Source organism: Sphingomonas morindae (assembly GCF_023822065.1).
Taxonomy (GTDB): Bacteria; Pseudomonadota; Alphaproteobacteria; order Sphingomonadales; family Sphingomonadaceae; genus Solisphingomonas; species Solisphingomonas morindae.
The window spans coordinates 1,692,290-1,708,147 of record NZ_CP084930.1; the positions used below are offsets into that span (position 1 = coordinate 1,692,290).

The following is a 15,858-nucleotide window of genomic DNA, read 5'->3' on the forward strand; positions in this document are numbered from 1 at the left end:
GCGAGCGCGGCGCCGGTTGCGCGGCGTTAGCCTTCGAGTTCCTCCTCGATCCCGTTCAGCCGCTCGTTCAGCCGGGTAAGGAGATCGGCGAGCCGCTCCTGCTCCTCGACGCTCAGCGCGGAAAAGAGCCGCTGCTTGAAATGCTGGAGCCGGGGCGCCGCGGCGGCGATGGCGGCGCGACCGGCCTCGGTCAGCGCCAGCCGCTTGGCGCGACGGTCCTGGGGATCGGGCACCCGCGCGATCAGCCCCTCGCGCTCCACGCCGTCGATCGCCTCCGTCACGGTGCGCGGCGAATGGCCGAACACGCGGGCGACATCGCTGGAGCGCGCGCCATCATGTTTCTCGATGAACAGGAGCAGCCGCAAGCGTGCCGCCGACACGCTTTCCCCCGCCAGCACGCGATCGAACACGCGGCCCGAGCGGAAGTTGAAATCGCGCAGCGCCTCGCCCAGGCGTTCGCTCGCGGGTTTGCCCGAGGTTGCATTCATGATGGCACCATATAAAATTGTCTTGCAGTTTTTTCCGCGCTGAGCAAGAGGCGCGGCGTGGCCAAGAGTGGATGCGGGATGCGGCGATGAGCAGCGATGAGGAACAGCCCAAGAGCGAGGCGGCCGCACCCGCCAAGAAGCGCAAGGGCCTGTCGCCCCGGGCCAGGCTGATCCTGCTGGCGCTCGCGGCGGTGGCGCTGATCGCGCTGGTGATCTGGTTCATCCATTATCAGACCCGCGGCCGCTTTCTGGAGGAGACGAACGACGCCTATGTCCAGGCGGACATGGTGACGGTGGCGCCCAAGATCTCGGGATATATCGAGAAACTCTACGTCGTCGAGAATCAGATGGTGAAGGCCGGCGCGCCGCTGCTGCGCATCGACCCGCGCGACTATCGCGCGCAGACCAGCCAGTATCAGGCGCAGATCGCGATCGCCGACGCCAATGTCGAGAATGCGCGCGCCACCATCCGCGAGCAGCAGGCGGCGGTGCGGCAGGCCCAGGCCGAGCTTGGCACGAGGCGCGCCGACGCGCAGTTCGCGCATGCGCAGGTGCAGCGCTACACGCCGCTCGCCGCGAGCGGCGCCGAGACGCGCGAGAAGCTCGCCAATCTGCGCACCCAGGCCGAACAGGCGGATCAGGCGGTGGCCGCGCAGCAGGCGGCGGTGGAGAGCGCGCGCCGCCGCATCGCCGCGCTCGAGGCGCAGGTGCGCCAGGCCCGCGCGCAGGGCTCGGCGGCGGCGGCGCAGCTCGCGGCGGCCAACGTCAATCTCGGCGCGACGCTGATCCGCGCCAGCGTCGACGGGCGCATCGGCAACAAGAGCGCGGAGGTCGGCAGCTTCGTGCAGGCGGGCACGCGGCTGATGTCGGTGGTGCCGGTGCAGAATCTCTACATAACCGCCAATTTCAAGGAGACGCAGCTCGGCCGCATGCGCCCCGGCCAGCCCGCCCGGATCAAGGTGGATGCGCTGCCCGGCGTGGTGCTGAACGGTCATGTCGCCAGCGTGGCGCCCGGCACGGGCGGCGAATTCTCGCTGCTGCCGCCGCAGAACGCCACCGGCAACTTCACCAAGATCGTCCAGCGCGTGCCGGTGCGGATCGCGCTGGATGCCGGCGATGCCGCGCGCCAGGTGCTGGTGCCCGGCCTGTCGGTGACGGTGACGGTGGACACGATCGCCGCCAAGGGCGCGCTCGAGCGCATCCGCGATCAGGAGGAGCGCCGGCGCGACCAGGCGCCGGCCGCGCGATGAGCGACGCCCGGCCCGCCGCCAATGCCGATGCCAGCGATTGGCTGGCGGTCGCGGCGGGCACGCTCGGCGCGATGATGGCGACACTCGACATCTCGATCGTCAATTCCTCGCTGCCGACGATCCAGGGCGAGATCGGCGCTTCCGGCACCGAGGGCACCTGGGTGGCCACCGCCTATCTGGTGGCGGAGATCATCATTATCCCGCTTTCGGGCTGGCTCTCGCGGCTGTTCGGGCTGCGCAGCTTCCTGCTGCTGGCGGCGGGGCTGTTCACCCTCTTCTCGATCCTGTGCGGCCTCTCCTCCACGCTCGGCATGATGATCATCGGCCGCGTCGGCCAGGGCTTTACCGGCGGCGCGCTGATCCCCACCGCGATGACCATCATCGCCACGCGGCTGCCGCCGCACCAGCAGCCGGTGGGCAATGCCATGTTCGGCATGACCGCGATCCTCGGCCCGGTGGTGGGGCCGGTGCTGGGCGGCTGGCTTACGGAGAATGTCAGCTGGCACTATGCCTTCTTCATCAACCTGCCGGTGGGCGTGGCGCTGGTGGCGCTGCTGCTGGTGGCGATGGAGCACCAGAAGGCGCGCCTGGATCTGATCGGCGAGGCCGACTGGTTCGGCATATTCGGGCTGGCGCTTGGTCTTGGCGGGCTCACCGTGGTGCTGGAGGAGGGCGAGCGCGAGCAATGGTTCTCCTCGCCCACCATCCTCTGGCTCAGCGTGGTGGCGGCGATCGGCTTCGTGCTGATCGGCATCGGCCAGTGGCGCGCCGAGCGCCCGGTCATCCGGCTGCGCCTGCTGCTCGATCGGCAGTTCGGCAGCGTCGCCGCGATGGTGACGATGATCGGCATGGCGATCTACGGCACCTCCTATGTGATCCCGCAGTTCCTGGCCGGCATCTCCGACTACAATGCGTTCCAGTCGGGCCAGGTGGTGCTGCTCTCGGGCGTGCCGATGCTGCTGATGATGCCCTTCACCCCCTGGCTGGTGCGGACGCTGGACATTCGCGTGGCGGTGCTGATGGGGCTCGGGCTGCTCGCGCTCAGCGCCTGGCTGGAGACCGATCTCACCGCGCTCGCCGATGGGCGCACTTTCGTCGATTCGCAGCTGATGCGCGGCGTCGGCACGGTGTTCGCGATGATGTTCCTGAACCAGGCCGCGATCCGATCGGTGCCGCCCAGCCTCGCGGGCGACGCCTCGGGCCTGTATAACGCGGCGCGCAATCTCGGCGGCTCCTTCGCGCTCGCCGGCATCGCGGTGATCCAGGATCAGCGCCTCTGGCTGCACAGCCGCCGGCTGGAGGAATCGATGCCGGCCAACGCCTTCTCGGTCCAGTCCTACGTCGCCGGCCAGGCGCGGGCGCTGGGCGGCGAGCCGGCCGCGCTGCGCCAGCTCGCCGGCACCATCCAGCGCGAGGCGCTCACCATGACCTATGCCGATCTCTTCTGGATTCTCGCCATGGGCATGCTGCTGGTGATGCCGCTGGTGCTTTTCCTGCGGCCGCTGCCCAAGACCGGCAAGCCGGTCGCCGCCCATTGAGGATCATCATGCGCCGTCTCTCCTCTTGCGTCGTCCTGGCGGCCGGGCTTGCCACCGCCTGCACGGTCGGACCCGATTATGGCGGGCCGCCACGCAGCCCGGGGGCGGCGGCCTATGCGCGCGCCGCCGACGCCGCCCAGCCCGGCCCGCCGCTGGCGCGCTGGTGGACGGCGCTCAACGACCAGACGCTGGATGCGCTGATCGCGCGCGGCCTGGCGGCCAATCCCGATCTCGCCGCCGCCGAGGCGCGGCTCCGCCAGGCGCGCGCGGCGGTGCGGCTGGAGCGGGCGAACGGCCTGCCCAACGTCAATGGCAGCGCGGTCTATCTCCATGCCCGCACGCCGGGGCTGGCGATCGGCCAGAATAGCGGCGATCAGAACGGCAGCGGCCAGACCAATCAGAATGGCAGCGGCGACGGCGCGCAGACGCTCGATTTCTACAATGCCGGCTTCGATGCGAGCTGGGAGGTGGATCTGTTCGGCGGCCGCCGCCGCGCGGTGGAGGAAGCGCGCGCCCAGGCGGGCGCCGCCGAGGCGCGGCTCGCCGATGCGCAGGTGAGCCTCACCGCCGAGATCGCCCAGGCCTATGTCAATCTGCGCGACGTGCAGCGCCGCATGGCGTTGGCCGATGCCGCCGTGACGAGCCGCGCGCAGCTGCTCCAGCTGGTCGAGCAGCGCTTCGCCCAGGGCACGGCATCGCGCCTCGATCTCGTTCAGGCGCGCAACCAGCTCTCGAGCAGCCGCGCCGACGCGACCCCGCTGGTGGCGCAGCGCGACGCCTATCTCGATGCGCTGGCGACGCTGACCGGATCGGTGCCGGGCACGCTCGACGCCAGCCTCGCCGCCGGCGGTGCGCTGCCGCTGCCGCCGCCGCGCGTGGCGATCGGCGATCCGGCCAGCCTGTTGCGGCGCCGTCCGGATATCCGCGCCGCCGAACGCACGCTCGCCGCGCAGACCGCCGCGATCGGCCAGGCGGTGGCGGCGCAATTTCCCAAGATCAGCTTCATGGGCATGGTCGGCCTGGGGGGCACCTCGCCCTCCGATCTCGTCTCCACCGACAGCGTCTTCGCGCTGATCGCGCCGCGCATCAGCTGGAACTTCCTGAGCTTCGGCCGCAACCATGCGCGCATCGCCGAAGCCCGGGCGAGCCGCGACGAGGCCGAGGCGAACTACGACGCCGCCGTGCTCGCGGCGCTGCGCGACGCGGAGGATGCGCTCGCCCGCTTCGGCGCGCGCCGGCAGACGGTGGCGGCGCTGGCCCGCGCGCGGGGCGAGGCGCAGGCGGCGGTGGATCTCTCCGCGCAGCGCTTCGCCGCCGGCACCGCGACGCGGATCGATCTGCTCGAGGCGGAGCAGCGCCGCATCGCCGCCGATCAGGCGCTCGATCAGGCGACGGCGCAGCTCACCGGCGATTTCATCGCGCTGCAAAAGGCGCTGGGGCTGGGCTGGGGCGCGGCCTGAGCCGCTCAGCCGATCCGGATCGCCGCCAGCGCCGCCGCCACCGCGCCGCGCGCTTCGGCCGATGCCTCCTCGGCGGCGAGCAGGCCGATCGTGCGGCGCAGCGTGAAGCCGGCGAGCCGGGGCCGCGCGACGCCCGGCGCGCCATAGCTTTCGGGCATCACCGTCACCCCCAGCCCGGCGGCCACCATCGCCAGCACCCGCTCGTCCTCGGTGGCGCGATAGGCGAAATGGGGGCGGATGCCGCGTTCGGTGAAGTGGCGGCTGGTCTCGGCCAGCGCCTCGCAATGGCGCCGCAGCAGCATCACCTCGCCCGCCAGCGCCTCGGCCGCGACGCTGTCCGCGCCGGCGAGGCGATGGCCCGCAGGCAGCGCCAGCGCATAGCCTTCCTCGAATAGCGGCTGCTCGACGAAGCGATCGCCGCCGCGCCCCACCAGGGTCAGCGCGCAGTCCACCCGCCCGCGCGCGACATGGCCGATCAGCTCGCGCTCGCTGCCCTCGACAAGCTCGATCAGCCGCTCTTCGGCGAGCCGCGCGGCCAGCGGCGCGATCAGCGCGACGGGCAGGCTGCGCAGCACCCCCAGCCGCAGCGGCACCGGCCCGGCGGCGCCCGTCAGCCCCTGTTGCGCGGCGTTGAACTCGCGCTCGATCCGCCGGGCATGGACGAGCAGCCGCGCGCCCGCCTCGGTCAGCTCGACGCGCTGGTTGGAGCGCAGGAAAAGCGCGGTGCCGAGCGCGCGCTCGAGCTTGGCGATCCCCGCCGACAGGCTGGGCTGGGTGACATGGCAATGCTGCGCCGCGCGCGAGAAGCCGCCCTGGTCCACCACCGCCAGGAAATAGCGCAGCTGGTATCGCTCCATCATAGACCGTGTCTATGCAGTGCCGCGCGCGCTATCAATTGTACCCATCGACGCGCCGCCGGTAGGATGGTGCAAAAGGAGAGGCAGCGTGAGCGATTTCGATTTCGCCCTGGGCGAGACGGCGGACATGATTCGCGAGACGACGCGGCGCTTCGCCGCCGATCGCATCGCCCCGATCGCGGCGGCGATCGATGCCGAGGATCGCTTCCCGCGGTCGCTCTGGCCGGAGATGGGCGCGCTCGGGCTGCACGGCATCACCGTCGACGAGGCGGATGGCGGGCTCGGCCTGGGCTATCTGGAGCATGTCGTGGCGCAGGAGGAGATTGCGCGCGCCTCCGCCTCGGTCGGGCTCAGCTATGGCGCGCACAGCAATCTCTGCATCAACCAGATCCGGCGCTGGGCCACGCCCGAGCAGAAGGCGCGCTTCCTGCCGCAGCTGATCTCGGGCGCGCATGTCGGCAGCCTTGCCATGTCCGAAAGCGGGGCGGGCTCGGACGTGGTGTCGATGCGGCTGCGCGCCGAGCGGCGCGACGGCGGCTATGCGCTGACCGGCACCAAATTCTGGATCACCAACGCCACCGAGGCGGATGTGCTGGTCGTCTACGCCAAGACGGGCGAGGGCGCGCGCGGCATCACCACCTTCCTCATCGAGCGCGGCATGCCGGGCTTCGCGATCGGCCAGAAGATCGACAAGATGGGCATGCGCGGCTCGCCCACCGCCGAGCTGGTGTTCGATGGCTGCTTGGTGCCCGATGCCAATATCCTCGGGCCGGTGGATGGCGGCGTCGGCGTGCTGATGTCGGGGCTGGATTATGAGCGGACCGTGCTGGCCGGCATCCAGCTCGGCATCATGCAGGCCTGCATGGACACGGTGCTGCCCTATGTCCGCGAGCGCCAGCAGTTCGGTAAGGCGATCGGCAGCTTCCAGCTGATCCAGGCCAAGGTGGCGGACATGTATGTCGCGCTCAACGCGGCGCGGGCCTATGTCTATGCGGTGGCGCGCGCCTGCGATGCCGGGCGGACCACGCGTTTCGACGCCGCCGGCGCGATCCTGCTCGCCAGCGAGAATGCGGTGAAGGTGGCGCTCGAATCGGTGCAGGCGCTGGGCGGCGCGGGCTATACGCGCGACTGGCCTGTCGAGCGCTATCTGCGCGACGCCAAGCTGCTCGATATCGGCGCCGGCACCAACGAGATCCGCCGCATGCTGATCGGCCGCGAGCTGATCGGCGCATGACCGGGGCGGTGATCGACAGCCGGATCGATACCGGCAGCGCCGCCTTCGCGGCCAATGCCGCGCACCATCGCGCGCTCGTGGCGACGCTGCGCGCCGAGGTGGCGGCGGCGGCGCGCGGCGGGACGGAGGCGGCGCGCGCGCGGCACGAGGCGCGCGGCAAGCTGCTGCCGCGCGCGCGGGTGGAGCGGCTGCTCGATCCCGGCGCGCCCTTTCTCGAGATCGGCCAGCTCGCCGCGCACGGCCTTTATGGCGGCGAGGTGCCGGGTGCGGGGCTGATCGCGGGCATCGGCCGGGTGTCGGGCCGGCAGGCGATGATCGTCTGCAACGACGCCACCGTGAAGGGCGGCACCTATTATCCGCTGACCGTGAAGAAGCATCTCCGCGCGCAGGAAATCGCGCGCGAGAACCGGCTGCCCTGCCTCTATCTGGTCGATTCGGGCGGCGCCAATCTGCCCAACCAGGCCGATGTCTTCCCCGATCGCGAGCATTTCGGCCGGATCTTCTACAATCAGGCGCAGATGTCCGCCGAGGGGATCGCGCAGATCGCCTGCGTGATGGGCAGCTGCACCGCCGGCGGCGCCTATGTGCCCGCCATGTCCGACGAGAGCGTGATCGTGCGCAACCAGGGCACGATCTTCCTCGCCGGGCCGCCGCTGGTGCAGGCCGCGACCGGCGAGATCATCTCGGCGGAGGATCTGGGCGGCGGCGATCTCCATGGCCGGCGCTCGGGCGTGGTCGATCATGTCGCCGAAAGCGATGCCCATGCGCTGTCGATCCTGCGCGACATCGTCGCCACCCTGCCGCCCCAGCAGGCGGCGCCGGACCGGCTCGATCCGGTCGCGCCGCTCTATCCCGCCGAGGAGCTGTACGGCCTGCTCCCCCAGGATGTGCGCGCCCCCTATGACGTGCGCGAGGTGATCGCGCGGCTGGTGGACGGATCGGCGCTGCACGAGTTCAAGCCGCTCTACGGCGCCAGCCTGGTCTGCGGCTTCGCGCGGATCGCGGGCATGAAGGTGGCGATCCTCGCGAATAATGGCGTGCTGTTCAGCGAGAGCGCGCAGAAAGGCGCCCACTTCATCGAGCTGGCCTGCCAGCGCCGGGTGCCGCTGCTGTTCCTGCAGAATATCTCCGGCTTCATGGTCGGCGGCAAATATGAGGCCGAGGGCATCGCCAAGCACGGCGCCAAGCTCGTCACCGCCGTCGCCACCGCGCAGGTGCCCAAGATCACCCTGTTGATCGGCGGCAGCTTCGGCGCCGGCAATTATGGCATGGCGGGCCGCGCCTTCGGCCCCCGCTTCCTGTTCACCTGGCCCAATGCGCGGATCAGCGTGATGGGCGGCGAACAGGCCGCCTCGGTGCTGGCGACGGTGCATCGCGATGCGGCGCGCTGGAGCGAGGCCGAGGCGGACGCCTTCAAGGCGCCGATCCGCGCCAAATATGAGGAGGAGGGCAATCCCTATTACGCCACCGCCCGGCTGTGGGACGATGGCGTGATTGATCCGGCGCAGAGCCGCGACGTGCTGACGCTGGCGCTCGCCGCCTGCCATGTCGCTCCCATCGCCGAGGCCGCGCGCTTCGGCCTGTTCCGCATGTAAGGAGGGGCGCCATGATCCGCTCGCTGCTCATCGCCAATCGCGGTGAAATCGCCTGCCGCGTCATCCGCACCGCGCGGCGGCTCGGCATCCGCACCATCGCCGTCTATTCCGATGCCGATGCCGGCGCGCTGCACGTGCGCAGCGCCGATGTGGCGGTCCGCATCGGCCCGCCGCCGGCGCGCGACAGCTATCTGGACGGCGCCGCGCTGCTCGCCGCCGCGATCGAGACCGGGGCCGAGGCGATCCATCCCGGCTATGGCTTTTTGTCCGAGAATGCGGGCTTTGCCGAAGCCGTGCGGGCGGCGGGGCTGGTCTGGGTCGGGCCGCCGCCCGCCGCGATCCAGGCCATGGGCCTCAAGCATGAGGCCAAGGCGCGGATGCAGGCCGCCGGCGTGCCGACCACGCCCGGCTATCTGGGCGAGGACCAATCCGAGGCGCGGCTCGCGGCCGAGACGGCGGCGATCGGCTTTCCGGTGCTGATCAAGGCGGTGGCGGGCGGCGGCGGCAAGGGGATGCGCCGCGTCGACGCCGCCGCCGGCTTTGCCGAAGCGCTCGCCGCCTGCCGTCGCGAGGCCGCGGCCGCCTTTGGCGACGATCGCGTGCTGCTGGAGAAATATGTGTCCAGCCCGCGCCATATCGAGGTGCAGGTGTTCGGCGACAGCCACGGCGGCGTCGTGCATCTGTTCGAGCGCGACTGCTCGCTCCAGCGGCGCCACCAGAAGGTGATCGAGGAAGCGCCGGCGCCGGGCATGGATGCGGCCACGCGCGCGGCGCTGTGCGACGCGGCGGTCCGCGCCGCCCGCGCGGTCGGCTATGTCGGCGCGGGCACGGTCGAGTTCATCGCCGATGCGTCCGAGGGGCTGCGCGCCGACCGCATCTGGTTCATGGAGATGAACACGCGGCTCCAGGTCGAGCATCCGGTGACCGAGGCGATCACCGGGGTGGATCTGGTCGAGTGGCAGCTGCGCATCGCCAGCGGCGAGGCGCTGCCCTGCCGGCAGGAGGATCTCGCCATCACCGGCTGGGCGCTCGAGGCGCGGCTCTATGCGGAGGATCCCGCGCGCGATTTCCTGCCCAGCACCGGCCCGCTCACCCATTTGCGGCTGGGCGATCCCGGCCGCATCGATACCGGCGTGGCCGAGGGCGATAGCGTCTCGCCTTATTATGACCCGATGATCGCCAAGCTCGTCGCGCATGGCCCCGATCGCGAGACGGCGCGGCTGAAGCTGGCGCGCGCGCTCGCCGAAAGCGCGGTCTGGCCGGTGCGGACCAATGCCGGCTTCCTCGTCGCCGCGCTGAACCATCCCGATTTCGCGGCGGCGCGGCTCGATACCGGGCTGATCGCGGGGCTCGGCGCGGCGCTGCTGCCGCCGGCGCGTCCGTCCGAAGCGGCGCTGGCGGCGGCGGCGCGCCGGCTGGCGGCGGCGCCCGAGCCGCTGGGCTTCCGGCTCAATGCGCCGCCGGTGCGGGACGGCTGGTTCCGGCTGGATGGCGCGCCGCTCTGCCTGCCGGTGGCGGCGGGCGGCGCGGGCGGCACGCGCGCGCTGATCGCCGAGCATGGCCAGGTCTGGGCGCTGGAGCCGTGGCGCGTCGATGGCGCGGGCGGCGGCGGCGCGGGCGACGGCGCCATCCTCGCGCCCATGCCCGGGCGCATCATCGCCGTGGCGGTGCGGCAAGGTGAGAGCGTCGCCAAGGGCCAGCTGCTGGTGACGCTGGAGGCGATGAAGATGGAGCATGGGCTGACCGCGCCGTTCGACGGCGTGGTGGTGGAGCTTGCCGCGACCAGCGGCGCGCAGACGCGCGAGGGCCAGATGCTGGCGCGGATCGCGGCGGAGCCCACGCCATGAGCGGGCGCTGGTTCGAGCAATGGTCGGTGGGCGACACCATCGCCCACCCGATCCGCCGCACCGTGACTGAGACGGACAATCTTCTCTTCTCGACCATGACGCACAATCCGCAGCCGCTGCACATCGATGCCGAGGCGGCGCGCGCGAGCGAGTTCGGCCGCGTCCTTGTCAACGGCACCTTCACCTTCGCGCTGATGGTGGGGTTGAGCGTGGGCGAGACGACGCTCGGCACGCTCGTCGCCAATCTCGGCTATGACAAGGTGGTGATGCCGGCCCCCGTCTTTATCGGCGACACGCTGCGCGCCGAAACGGTCGTGGAGGCGCTGAAGGAAAGCCGCTCGCGCCCCGAGGCGGGGATCGTCACCTTCGCGCACCGCCTCCTCAACCAGCGCGATCTTGTGGTCTGCCAATGCCTGCGCAGCGCGCTCGTCCGGCGGCAACCGGCATGAGGCTGCGCTCGCTGCTGTTCGTGCCGGGCGACCGGCCCGAGCGCTTCGCCAAGGCGGAGGCCAGCGGCGCCGACGCGGTGATCCTCGATCTCGAGGATTCGGTCGCGCCCGAGGCCAAGGCGGCGGCGCGCGAGGCGGTGGCGGCGCGGCTCGCCTCGGCGTCGCGGCCGGTGCCGCTGCTGGTGCGGATCAATCCGCTCGACGGGCCGGACAGCGAAGCCGATCTCGCCGCGATCCGGTCCGCCGAGCCGGATGGCCTGGTGCTCCCCAAGGCCGAGGGCGCCGCCAGCATCCGCGCGCTCCGCGCCCGCGCGCCGGCGCTGCCCGTGCTGCCGATCGCCACCGAGACCCCGGCGGCGCTGTTCCGGCTGGGCGGCTATGCCGAGGTGGCCGACGCGCTGCTCGGCCTCACCTGGGGCGCGGAGGATCTGCCCGCCGCGATCGGCGCCGTCTCGCGCCATCCCGAGGGCGGCTTCACGCCGCCTTTCGAGATGGTGCGCGCGCTCGCGCTGTTCGCCGCCCATGCGGCGGGCGTGCCCGCGATCGATACGGTGGTGCCCGCGATCGGCGATCCCGCGGCGCTGGATCGCGCGATCGCCGCCGCCGTGCGCGACGGCTTCACCGGCATGATGGCGATCCACCCGACCCAGGTGGCGGCGATCAACGCCGGCTTTACCCCCGATGCCGAAGCGCTGGCCGAGGCGCGCGCGATCCTCGCCGCCTTCGCCGCCGCGCCGGGCGCGGGCGCGCTGCGCGTCAACGGCCGGATGGTGGACAGGCCGCACCGGCTCGCCGCCGAGCGGCTGCTCGCCCGCGCCGGGGATCAGGCGGCGGACAGATAGGCGAAGCGCAGCGCGAACAAAGCGGCCAGCAGCATCAGCAGCCAATCGCCCCGGCCGAGGCGTCCCGACACGATCTTCATCACCGCCAGCGCCGTCAGCCCGAAGGCGAGGCCGTTGGCGATCGAGAAGCTGAGCGGGATCATTACAAGGGTGAGGAAGGCGGGCACGGCGATGAAGGGATCCTGCCAGTCGATCTCGGCCAGCGGCGCCATCATCAGCCCGCCCACCAGGATCAGCGCCGGCGCGGTGGCCGCCACCGGCACCAGCCCGGCATAGGGCGCGACCAGCGTGGTGGCGAGGAAGAGCAGGCCGGTGACGATCGCCGTCAGCCCGGTGCGGCCGCCGGCCTGCACGCCCGCCGCGCTTTCGACATAGGCGGTGACGGTGCTGGTGCCGAGCAGCGCGCCCGCCATGGTCGCGATCGAATCGGCGAGCAGGATGCGGTTGAGGCCGGCGATGCTGCCATCGGGCGCGATCAGCCCGGCGCGGCGGCTGACGGCGACGAGCGTGCCGAGATTGTCGAACAGGTCGACGAACAGGAAGACAAAGAGGATCTCGAGCAGGCCGACGCCGTGGCGGCCGAGCAGGCCGGAGAAATCGAGCGCCAGCGCCGTGCCCCGGATCGCGCCCAGATCATAGCCGGGCGCGGGCGCGCCGCTCTGGCCGAACCAGGCCGCGACCAGGCTGGTCGCCAAGATGCCGATCAGCATCGCGCCGCGCACGCGCCACAGGCTCAGGGCGGCGATCAGCGCCAGGCCGAACAGCGCGCACAGCGCGCCCGGCCGGTGGAGATCGCCCAGCGTCACGAAGGTGGCGGGGCTCGCCGCCACCAGCCCGGCGTTGCGCAGCCCGATAAAGCCGATGAACAGCCCGATCCCGCCCGCCACGGCGGCGAAGAGCGGCGCCGGGATGGCGGCGACGATCATCTGCCGCACGCCGGCCAGCGTCAGCGCGAGAAAGGCGAGCCCCGAAAGGAAGACGCACGCCAGCGCGGTGGGCCAGGGAATGCCCATGGCCTGCACCACGGTGAAGGCGAAATAGGCGTTCAGCCCCATGCCCGGCGCCAGCGCCAGCGGCACATTGGCGAGCAGCCCCATCAGGATCGAGGCGAAGCCGGCGGCGAGGCAGGTGGCGGCCGCGACGCCGGCCGGCGGCATCCCGGCCGCGCCCAGAATGGCCGGGTTCACCAGCACGATATAGGCCATGGTGAGAAAGCTGGTGGCGCCCGCCACCAGTTCGGTGCGCAGGTCGCTGCCCCGCGCGGCGAGGGCGAAGCGGCGATCGAGGGCGAGGGAGACTATGGCGTCGGCCTTTCCGCGGGCGGGGGCGGCGCCGCCCGGCGCGAGCGGCGGCCGCCCCCGCCAGTCTAGCCGGCGGCGCGGCGCTGGCAAGCGGCGCGCCGGTGGGGCTCAGGCGGGGCTGGGCGGCGCGTCGCTGCGGTCATGGTGCGGGGTCTCGCCCAAGACCACCGCCAGGCTGCCCGCCAGGATCAGCAGCCCGCCCGCCGCCAGGCTCCAGGTCAGCCTGTCGCCGAACAGCGAGACGCCGAGGATCGCGCCGAGCAGCGGCTCGATATTGATGAACACGCCCGCGCTGGCGCTGCCCACGCGCGACGCGCCATAATCCCAGGCGGCGGTGGCGACCATGGTGGAGAGCAGCCCCTGGCCGATGATCCCCGCCCAGGCCGGCGCGCTCAGCCGCAGCGGCGGCGGGCCGTGCAGCACCAGCACCAGCGGCAGCAGCACCATCGTCGCCACCACCACCGTCACCGCCGGCATGGCGAGCGCGCCGCCGCCCGCCGGCGCATGTTTGAGCGCGTAGAACCAGCCGAGGAAGAGCAGCAGCGAACCGAGCGAAAGGGCCACGCCGAGCAGCGAGCCGGCATCGCCCGGATGGCCGGCGATCAGCGCCGCCCCCAGCGTCGCCGCCGCCACCCCGCCCCACACCTGCCACGAGGTCCGCTCGCCGAGCAGCCGGGCGGAGACCGCGATCAGCGCCGGCATGGCGCCGACCAGCAGCGCCGCAAGCGTCACGCTCACGCGCGCCAGCCCCTCGAACTGGACGAGGAAGGCGATGCCGTAGAGCAGGCCCGCGCCGAGCACGCGCGCCGAGCGGAACAGGGCGCGGTTCTCGGCCCGGCCGAGCGCGAAGGGCAGGGCGGCCAGCGCCGCCACCAGGAAGCGCAGCAGCACGACATGCGCCGCGTCCGTCTCGGCGAGCGCCAGCTTGCCCAGGGGAAAGCCCAGCCCCCAGCACAGGCCGGCGACGAGCAGCATGAGAAAGGCGGTGCGGCGCATGGTGCGCTCATGGCGCAAAGCGCGCCCCGGCGCGAGAGGGGGGATGCGCCGATAGCCGCTTTGCCGCGCCGGTCGCTTGGGCTAGACGGCTCCGATGGCCGAACGCCGCGCGCCCGAACCATTTTTCGCGGACAAGAACCGCGCCTTCTGGTTGCTGCAATCGGCCGGCTGGGCCGGCTATTTCATTCTGCGCACGCTCACCGGCATCGCCAATGCCATGGGGCTGCTGTTCATCGTCCCCTCGGCGCTCGCCACCGCCACCGGCTATTCGCTCACGCTGCTGATGGGCGCGGCGTTCCGCCGGCTGATCCAGGCCCGGCCGATCTGGACGTGGAGCATGTCGATCGTGCTGCTCGTGGCCGCCTCGGCGGCCTTCTCCACCATCGAGGTCTGGGCGCACGCCACCTTTTACCGGCCCGGCATCCGGCCCGAGGGCGCGCAGTTCCTCGGCGCGATCATCCTCGATTTCGCGGTGCTGGCGGCCTGGTCCGCGCTCTATTACGCGATCAACTTCTATCTCAAGCTCGAGCAGCAGACCGATCAGCTGGAGCGGCTCGAAGGCCAGGCCTCGGCCGCGCAGCTGGCGATGCTCCGCTACCAGCTCAATCCGCACTTCCTGTTCAACACGCTCAACTCCATCTCGACGCTGGTCTTGCTCAAGCAGACCGACCGGGCGAACATGATGCTCAGCCGGCTGTCGGCCTTTCTGCGCTACACGCTCGTCAACGAGCCGACCGCGCAGGTGACGCTGGCGCAGGAGGTCGAGACGCTGAAACTCTATCTCGAGATCGAGAAGATGCGCTTCGAGGAGCGGCTGCGCGCCCATTTCGACGTGGAGGCGGCGGCCGCGGGCACGCGCCTGCCCTCGCTGCTGCTCCAGCCGCTGGTCGAAAACGCCATCAAATACGCCGTCACCCCGCAGGAAGAGGGCGCCGACATCGCGGTGACGGCTCGCCTGATCGGTGACAGGGTGCAAATCGCCGTGACGGATACGGGGCCGGGGTTGAACGATGGCGGCCAGCGCGCCACCTCGTCCATGGGTGTGGGTCTCGCCAATATCCGCGAGAGACTCGCCCAGGCCTATGGGCCGCGCCACAGCTTCGAGGCGCATCCCTTGGCCGAGGGCGGTTTTTCGGTGCGGATCGAGATCCCGGCCGAGTCAGTACCGAAGGAAATTGCATGACGATACGGACGATCCTGGTCGACGATGAGTCGCTGGCGATTCAGGGGCTCCAGCTGCGGCTGGCCCGGCACGAGGATGTCGAGGTGATCGACACCTGCCTCAATGGCCGCGAGGCGATCCGCGCGATCAAGACCCACAAGCCCGATCTCGTCTTTCTCGATATCCAGATGCCCGGTTTCGATGGCTTCTCGGTAATCCAGGGGCTGATGGAGGTGGAGCCGCCGCTGTTCGTGTTCGTCACCGCCTATTCCGATCATGCGATCCGCGCCTTCGAGGCGCAGGCGACCGATTATCTGATGAAGCCGGTGGAGGAGGATCGCCTCGCCGATACGCTCGATCGCGTCCGCCAGCGGCTCGCCGAGCGCAAGGGGGTGGAGGAGGTCGGCCGACTCAAGGAGGCGCTGGCCGAACATGCGCCCGAGGCCGCCGAGGCGATCACCGACGGGCATGACGGGCCGGCCGCCAACCGCTACGAGAAGCTGATCAACATCAAGGATCGCGGCCAGATCTTCCGCGTCGATGTCGATACGATCGAGCGGATCGACGCCGCCGGCGATTATATGTGCATCTATACCGGCGACAACACGCTGATCCTGCGCGAAACCATGAAGTTCCTGGAGAAGCGGCTGGATCCCCGCCGCTTCCAGCGGGTGCACCGCTCCACCATCGTCAATCTCGATCTGGTCCGCCAGGTCAAGCCGCACACCAATGGCGAATGCTTCCTGGTGCTGGAATCGGGCGCGCAGGTGAAGGTGTCGCGCTCCTACAAGGATGTCGTCGCGCGCTTCGTCCACTGATCGGCGCGGGGGCGGCGGGCC

The 15,858-nt window shown here is 71.2% G+C and carries 14 protein-coding genes; 10 read left to right on the top strand and 4 right to left on the bottom strand.

Annotated features, from left to right (window positions below; translation table 11 throughout):
* Positions 1-26: 26 nt before the first annotated feature.
* Positions 27-488, bottom strand: a complete 462-nt coding sequence (locus tag LHA26_RS08205; protein ID WP_252168224.1) for a MarR family winged helix-turn-helix transcriptional regulator — start codon at positions 486-488, stop codon at positions 27-29.
* 86 nt (positions 489-574) lie between these two features.
* On the opposite strand from LHA26_RS08205, the gene LHA26_RS08210 reads away from it, so the two are divergent.
* From LHA26_RS08210 to LHA26_RS08220, 3 genes are read left to right on the top strand one after another with little or no spacing between them, the layout of a single operon-like run.
* Positions 575-1,738 (top strand): HlyD family secretion protein, encoded by a 1,164-nt coding sequence (locus LHA26_RS08210; protein ID WP_252168225.1) that lies wholly within the window; start codon positions 575-577, stop codon positions 1,736-1,738.
* Positions 1,735-3,276, top strand: a complete 1,542-nt coding sequence (locus tag LHA26_RS08215; RefSeq protein WP_252168226.1) for an MDR family MFS transporter — start codon at positions 1,735-1,737, stop codon at positions 3,274-3,276. The genes LHA26_RS08210 and LHA26_RS08215 overlap by 4 nt, the downstream gene beginning before the upstream one ends.
* Before the next feature lie 8 nt (positions 3,277-3,284).
* Positions 3,285-4,736, top strand: coding sequence for an efflux transporter outer membrane subunit (locus tag LHA26_RS08220; RefSeq protein ID WP_252168227.1), 1,452 nt, complete (start codon positions 3,285-3,287; stop codon positions 4,734-4,736).
* Positions 4,737-4,741: 5 nt separating this feature from the next.
* Here LHA26_RS08220 and LHA26_RS08225 read toward each other — a convergent pair whose 3' ends face one another.
* On the bottom strand, positions 4,742-5,596 hold the full coding sequence (locus LHA26_RS08225; protein ID WP_252168228.1) for a LysR family transcriptional regulator: 855 nt from the start codon (positions 5,594-5,596) through the stop codon (positions 4,742-4,744).
* A gap of 85 nt (positions 5,597-5,681) precedes the next feature.
* Between LHA26_RS08225 and LHA26_RS08230 the strand changes: the two genes are divergently transcribed.
* Genes LHA26_RS08230 through LHA26_RS08250 form a run of 5 tightly spaced genes read left to right on the top strand, consistent with a single transcriptional unit; the run spans position 5,682 to position 11,560 of the window.
* The gene (locus LHA26_RS08230; RefSeq protein ID WP_302898058.1) at positions 5,682-6,827 is read left to right on the top strand and encodes an acyl-CoA dehydrogenase family protein; all 1,146 of its coding nucleotides are present in this window, start codon (positions 5,682-5,684) and stop codon (positions 6,825-6,827) included.
* Complete coding sequence (locus tag LHA26_RS08235; RefSeq protein WP_252168229.1) at positions 6,824-8,422, top strand: carboxyl transferase domain-containing protein; 1,599 nt, start codon at positions 6,824-6,826, stop codon at positions 8,420-8,422. Before LHA26_RS08230 ends, LHA26_RS08235 begins: the two co-directional genes overlap by 4 nt.
* Positions 8,423-8,433: 11 nt before the next feature.
* Positions 8,434-10,269, top strand: a complete 1,836-nt coding sequence (locus LHA26_RS08240) for an acetyl/propionyl/methylcrotonyl-CoA carboxylase subunit alpha (RefSeq protein ID WP_252168230.1) — start codon at positions 8,434-8,436, stop codon at positions 10,267-10,269.
* Positions 10,266-10,718 (top strand): MaoC family dehydratase, encoded by a 453-nt coding sequence (locus LHA26_RS08245; RefSeq protein ID WP_252168231.1) that lies wholly within the window; start codon positions 10,266-10,268, stop codon positions 10,716-10,718. Before LHA26_RS08240 ends, LHA26_RS08245 begins: the two co-directional genes overlap by 4 nt.
* A complete protein-coding gene (locus LHA26_RS08250) occupies positions 10,715-11,560 on the top strand; it encodes an HpcH/HpaI aldolase/citrate lyase family protein (protein WP_252168232.1) in 846 nt (281 codons plus the stop codon). Before LHA26_RS08245 ends, LHA26_RS08250 begins: the two co-directional genes overlap by 4 nt.
* On the opposite strand, the gene LHA26_RS08255 is transcribed toward LHA26_RS08250, so the two are convergent.
* Complete coding sequence (locus LHA26_RS08255; RefSeq protein ID WP_252168323.1) at positions 11,542-12,861, bottom strand: NCS2 family permease; 1,320 nt, start codon at positions 12,859-12,861, stop codon at positions 11,542-11,544. The genes LHA26_RS08250 and LHA26_RS08255 overlap by 19 nt on opposite strands.
* 108 nt (positions 12,862-12,969) lie before the next feature.
* Complete coding sequence (locus tag LHA26_RS08260) at positions 12,970-13,857, bottom strand: DMT family transporter (RefSeq protein ID WP_252168233.1); 888 nt, start codon at positions 13,855-13,857, stop codon at positions 12,970-12,972.
* A gap of 94 nt (positions 13,858-13,951) precedes the next feature.
* Between LHA26_RS08260 and LHA26_RS08265 the strand changes: the two genes are divergently transcribed.
* A complete protein-coding gene (locus LHA26_RS08265) occupies positions 13,952-15,040 on the top strand; it encodes a sensor histidine kinase (protein WP_252168234.1) in 1,089 nt (362 codons plus the stop codon).
* On the top strand, positions 15,037-15,837 hold the full coding sequence (locus tag LHA26_RS08270; protein WP_252168235.1) for a LytR/AlgR family response regulator transcription factor: 801 nt from the start codon (positions 15,037-15,039) through the stop codon (positions 15,835-15,837). Before LHA26_RS08265 ends, LHA26_RS08270 begins: the two co-directional genes overlap by 4 nt.
* Positions 15,838-15,858: the final 21 nt, after the last annotated feature.